General features: G+C 68.5%; 4 protein-coding genes. All 4 read right to left on the bottom strand.

Annotated elements, in window-relative coordinates:
* Window positions 1-353 precede the first annotated feature (353 nt).
* The 4 genes from Q0C41_RS30590 to Q0C41_RS30575 all read right to left on the bottom strand — a co-directional run bounded on the left by Q0C41_RS30590 (window position 354) and on the right by Q0C41_RS30575 (window position 3,604).
* Window positions 354-1,598 carry a tyrosine-type recombinase/integrase gene (locus Q0C41_RS30590; protein ID WP_291990695.1) on the bottom strand — a complete coding sequence of 415 codons (1,245 nt, stop codon included), beginning with the start codon at window positions 1,596-1,598 and terminating at the stop codon, window positions 354-356.
* Between the two features lie 65 nt (window positions 1,599-1,663).
* Window positions 1,664-1,909 (bottom strand): hypothetical protein, encoded by a 246-nt coding sequence (locus tag Q0C41_RS30585; protein ID WP_291990693.1) that lies wholly within the window; start codon window positions 1,907-1,909, stop codon window positions 1,664-1,666.
* 5 nt (window positions 1,910-1,914) lie between these two features.
* Window positions 1,915-3,123, bottom strand: coding sequence for a hypothetical protein (locus Q0C41_RS30580; RefSeq protein WP_291990691.1), 1,209 nt, complete (start codon window positions 3,121-3,123; stop codon window positions 1,915-1,917).
* 199 nt (window positions 3,124-3,322) lie between these two features.
* On the bottom strand, window positions 3,323-3,604 hold the full coding sequence (locus Q0C41_RS30575; RefSeq protein ID WP_291990689.1) for a hypothetical protein: 282 nt from the start codon (window positions 3,602-3,604) through the stop codon (window positions 3,323-3,325).
* Window positions 3,605-3,693 lie beyond the last annotated feature (89 nt).

Genomic DNA, 3,693 nt, shown 5'->3' with positions numbered 1-3,693 from the left:
CGGCGCGGGGCGCAGTGACGAGGGCGAGAGCCATCGGATTTCTCCTGACGGAAGGTCGCCGTTGATTCAGCGACCGTCGATGAATAAATCGTATACCGATTGATAAACGAACGTCAAGCGGAAAGTGTAGATCGTGGCGTCAGTCTCACCGCCAGTCCCACCAGTGGCCCAGAATGCGAAACGGCCACCGGGGTGAGCGGTGGCCGTAAGCCTTGCATCTGTCGTGAGTTAGCGCCTTGCGTAGGGTGCCCCGCGGTGCCGTGTGGGGAGGATCGCTGACGCGAATAGGGCTATCCGCGGGCACCTCGCGGAGACCCGCAGTGTAGCGCGTGGCCCCGCCTGAAACAAGGCGATCAGCGCTTGGCCCGGCGTGGCGTCTGGGCGCGCCGTAATGGCACGGATCGGCCCTCGACTTCCACCTCGGGTCCCACCAGCAGATCCCGGATCGGCAGCGCCTGCGAGAGCTGCTCGAGCGCGGCCCGCTCGTGTTCGGGCGCCAGGTGCGTGTACCACTGGGTGGTCGACAGGGACAGGTGCCCCATGGCCTCCTTCCGCAGGCCCTCCGCGATACCCATGGCGGCCATCATGGTCGCCGACATGTGCCGGAGCGTATGGAACGTCACCCCGTCGCGGTCGCGGCCGTAGGGCACGCCGGCGGCCTCGCACGCCAGCCGCAGCCCGACCTCGATCGTCTTTCGCAGGCCGCGGCCGTGGTAGTGGATGACGTGCGCCACGTCGGGCGAACGCTCGGCATGGGCCGCGCGGAGGATGTCCTGCAGCTGCGGCGAGACGGTGGCCACCAGCGGCTGCCCGGTCTGCCCGCGCGTCTTGTGCTCCTGCACGACAATGGTCGAGAAGTCGGGCGCGATGTGCCCCCACTGCAGGCCGAGGATGTTGGCCAGGCGCAGCTTCGGCGCCAGCGCGCCGATCGCGATGGCCAGCCGCAGGTGCGGCGCCGCCTCGCGCACGATGGCCCGGAGCTGGTCGAGCGTGATGGTCACCGTCCGCCGGCGCACGCGGTCGCGCATCAGGCCGAGGAACGGGTTCATCGTCACCCGCGTCTGGGACCGGTACTGCGGCAGCATGGCGATCGCGTAGAGGCGCGACATCGCGGTCCGGTAGTGGTTGCGGGTCGTGCCGGCCACCTTCCGCTGCAGCATCCAGTCCTCGAAGGCGAGCAGGTGGCGCGGGTCGGTGATCGGGTCGGCCAGGCGCAGGTCGTGGTAGGGACCGCGCTCATGAGGCTTGAGCTCGCCGGGCGGCCGGCGGCCCCAGAACCGGAGCACGACGCGCAGCACGTGCTCGATCGACCGCAGGTCTGACACGCGGCCGCGCGCCTTGAGGAACGCGAAGTAGACCTCGGCCCAGTCGGCAATGAACGGCGTGACCTGTGCCTCTGCCACCTCGAGGCCGGCGGCCGCGCGGCGCAGCTGCCGGCGGCGCTCGGCTTCGGCCGACTCGGCCTCGGCCTTCGTGGGGAACGTGCGCGGCGACACGTAGCGGCGACCCCGGTACTGGAAGTCGTAGCGGTAGGCCTTGTCTTGCGGCTTGCCGTCGGCGCCGCGGGTGCGGCGATCCTTCGCGCGATAGACGGTCATGGGGACAGGTGCCAGAGCGCGGGAGGGAGCCACCCCGGGGGTGGCCGCGCTCGGCCTGACGGGGTCTACCGCTTCTTCGTGGTTCGAGGCGCCTTGCGGCCCGTGGCCGCGGCGAGGCGCTGCTGGAAGCCGCCTGCGCCGTAGGACAGCATGTAACGCAGCATCTTCTCCATGTCAGACGGTGCGACCGTCAGCACGCCGTCGGCGGTCTGCTTCTGCAGGCGCCGAAGGAGGGTCTGGTGGCCGCCCTTTCCGTTCACGGGTTTCGCCAGGGCGCGCGCGGCCGCTGCACTGAGGGGGAACTCTGCCATCGTCCTTACTCCTTCCTGAAGACGAGGATGTCCTCGTCCTTCATCACCGAGTAGAGCCCGAAGACGATCTTGGGGATCGTGCGCTCCAGGCGTAGGCCGGCGGTGACGGCCCACGAGGCCATGACTTCGGTCGTGGTGTATTCCTCGCCGTCGACGGTGGCGTCGCCGATGACGAACGCCGCGCGTCCGCCGGGCTTCAGGACCCGTGCGACCTGCTGGAACATCACCTGCATGTCATCGTTGTAGAGCTGCAGCTTCTGCGCAGCGCCGCGGCCACGCACCCCGGTCATCACGTTCCTGAGGTGGGGGATCTCGACGTCGAGCTGCGCGAGCGCGTGTTCGTCGTTCTTCACGTAGTCGAGGGCGATCGAGTAGGGCGGTGACGTCACGATCGCGTCGACGGAGTTCTTGCGAATACCAGCGGCCTGCAGATCGCGGCAGTCGCCGACCGCGACATCAACGGCACCAGGGCGCAGGTTGAACTCGCGCACAGCCGCCGCGTAGGCTTCCACCGACTCGAGCATCGCTTCGAGGTTCTTACGCAGGGAGGCGACCTCGTCACGGCCCCGGCGTGCGACGTCGCTGGCCGTCACCATGCGTGCGATCGTGAGGAAGTCGCTGACGGCCTGGCCGTCTCGCTTCGTCGCCGTCGCGTCGTCGAGGGTCAGCGCCGCCTTGGCCAGGAGCTTGTGGACGCGCGGCCGAATGTCGTCGACGGCGGACCAGGCCGTGGTCTTCACCCGGGCCAGCATCACGCACAACGGCGAGAGATCGACCCCGACGACGCGCGCGCCGAGCAGCGAGGCCTCCACCGCGGCGGTGCCACTGCCAAGGAAGGGCTCTGCCACCACGTGTCCGCGCTTCACGCCGAGGATGTTGAAGAGTCCGCGCACCATCTGTGGATGAAACTTGCCCTGGTAGGGATAGATCCAGTGCGTGAGGTACTGGTTGACCGAGCGCGTCCGGTTGAAGCGGCCACCCTGATACTTCGGCTTGGTCAGCTGCTCGTAGACGGAGGGCGTGCCATCGAGCGTGCCGAGATAAGCGGAGCGATCGATCAGCGCTGACCGCGTGCCATTCACGGTGGCGGTCATCTGATCCCAGCGATCGCCGACCCGGTCGATGTCGTGGCAGCCGAGGGCTTCGAACTCAAGCCGAGCGAGATGTTCTTCGTACAGGAACTGGACACTCCGCGGAAGCTGGATCAGGTTCATGAAGGGGACTCGTCGTCTGGCAATGCGTGTTCGAACTCTTCGGCCGCGGCGACTTGGCCAGGAACCAACGTCCGGGCGCAGTCGACGCAGATCTCGGCGCCGCCGAGATCCTCGGCCACGAATCGATGTGGCGCGAGCCGTCCCATGTGCACGATCGGGTGACCGCACACCGGGCAGGGCGGAAGAGTACCAGAGTCGTTCATTTCGTACCAGCCCTCTCGAAAGCCCATCCCTTCGCTTCGAACTCTTCCCGCTTCCGCTCCGCCGCGTCGGTGAGGCCCGCCTCGGTCGCCGGCTGGAACAGCTGCGACCACCACAGCTCGCCATCGATGAGGATCCGAAGCTCAGGCCCGCCCGGCGTCGCGCGCACGCGCGCCTCGGCCCAGTGCTCAGCCTTCGCCAGCGTCCAGAGGCGGTGCTCGACGGGCGGTGAGGGCGGCGGCACCAGGCGCAGGGCGTGCGGGTTCATGCGCGGGTCCACCCGTCGCGTTCGTAGGCGGCGATCTCGCGCCGGCACTCGCTGACGAACCGCGCGATGCCGTGCCGGTCGTCGGCGATGCAGGCGCGGTG

The sequence above is a fragment of the Luteitalea sp. genome (assembly GCF_022842525.1).
Lineage (GTDB): Bacteria > Acidobacteriota > Vicinamibacteria > Vicinamibacterales > Vicinamibacteraceae > Luteitalea.
This window is presented reverse-complemented; position numbering and strand designations above follow the sequence as displayed.

Excerpts from the sequence above, each read along its gene's own strand:
- Q0C41_RS30590 (WP_291990695.1), bottom strand. The coding sequence starts at position 1,598 with ATGACCGTCTATCGCGCGAAGGATCGCCGCACCCGCGGCGCCGACGGC.
- Q0C41_RS30585 (WP_291990693.1), bottom strand. The coding sequence starts at position 1,909 with ATGGCAGAGTTCCCCCTCAGTGCAGCGGCCGCGCGCGCCCTGGCGAAA.
- Q0C41_RS30580 (WP_291990691.1), bottom strand. The coding sequence starts at position 3,123 with ATGAACCTGATCCAGCTTCCGCGGAGTGTCCAGTTCCTGTACGAAGAA.